An 855-nucleotide genomic window follows, 5' to 3' on the forward strand; every position below is an offset into this window, starting at 1 on the left:
CGGCAAGAGCGGGGAAAGCCGCTCCCATAAGGTGTCGGAAATGGTAAATTCTTGAACTGTAGCCATGACCCCAAATTACAACCTATTTGGATAGCTTCTTAATAAAGATTTTATTGCTAAGCAGAATAATGAACTGATTATTCAACCACAAACATCAAGTTATCAGATGTATGCGATGCACTTGAATTAAGGCGCTGATTACCCAATATAGTTCTCAGTGAAACACCTCACATAACCCAAGTTACCAACTGTAGGCCAATCCAGTTCAAAGTATAAGCAAAGACGAATACTATAATCTTTAAGGCAAAACCGGCGACGGGGGATACTATTCCCTAAAAACCGGACAAACCAGGCGGAGTTTATCAAGTAATTAGGAGTTTGGTCCTATAGGGCCTGATGAGAGGTGGTGATTGTAGTAGGTAAAGCAGGCGTGCAAATACTGGCGGAGGCACTGGCCGTCGTTGGCGGGGGTAAGGTAATTATGCTCCCACTTGACGATGCGCAAAAAGTGCTTGATAAAGGCGTTGCCAGTAGAATGCCCCCGGCCGTCGCAGCAGCCGGCTTGCAGTAGGGCTCGTAGACCAGGGAGAAAAACTGGCTGACCTAATCGAAGTTAAAGATCTACGGCCAAGCGTAAAGCACCGAACAGAATCTGAAGGCAAAAACCCACATTCATCATGTTGGAGAGCTGCCTTTATGGCTATAACGCAAAAAATCCTCTGCCATCCGCTGGTAAAAGCGTGTAGCAGAGAATTCACAATAAAGTTGGCGGCGACCGACTCTCCCACCGGTGAAGGCAGTACCATAGGCGCACCGGGGCTTAACGGCTCTGTTCGGAATGGGAAGAGGTGAACA

At 47.3% G+C, this 855-nt stretch carries 1 rRNA gene; it reads right to left on the bottom strand.

The features are described 5' to 3' along the window. Positions 1-763: 763 nt before the first annotated feature. Positions 764-855: ribosomal RNA gene (gene rrf, locus BEN49_RS31185) — 5S ribosomal RNA — on the bottom strand; the annotation flags it as partial.

It is taken from the genome of Hymenobacter coccineus, from assembly GCF_001816125.1.
In the GTDB taxonomy this organism is placed as follows: Bacteria; Bacteroidota; Bacteroidia; order Cytophagales; family Hymenobacteraceae; genus Hymenobacter; species Hymenobacter coccineus.